This is a genomic window from Allobosea sp. ASV33 (genome assembly GCF_016428755.1).
Lineage (GTDB): Bacteria > Pseudomonadota > Alphaproteobacteria > Rhizobiales > Beijerinckiaceae > Allobosea.
The window spans coordinates 1-316 of sequence record NZ_JAELTI010000287.1 but is presented as its reverse complement, the minus strand read 5'-3'; the positions used below and the strand labels follow the sequence as shown (position 1 = coordinate 316).

Here is a 316-nt window from a genome sequence, read left to right as displayed (position 1 = left end):
CCCCCCCCCCCCCCCCCCCCCCCCCCCCCCCCCCCCCCCCCCCCCCCCCCCCCCCCCCCCCCCCCCCCCCCCCCCCCCCCCCCCCCCCCCCCCCCCCCCCCCCCCCCCCCCCCCCTCTTTTCAAGCACAAGACGGCATACGAGATCGCGCCTAGAGTCTCGTGGGCTCGGAGATGTGTATAAGAGACAGGGCCATGCCCGCATCGACGTCACCGGCGTCGAGGCGATGCTGCGCACCCGCTACACCGCCGACACGCTGCGCGCACTGAAGCGGCGCTGCCCCGGCGTGAACTTCGTCTGGATCATGGGCTCCGACA

Annotated in this window: 1 protein-coding gene; it reads left to right on the top strand. The window is 76.6% G+C overall.

Features of this window, described 5'->3' with window-relative positions; translation table 11 throughout:
* The coding region (locus tag JHD80_RS28480; protein ID WP_210340013.1) for a hypothetical protein at positions 1-182 on the top strand (182 nt) is incomplete at its 5' end.
* Positions 183-316: the final 134 nt, after the last annotated feature.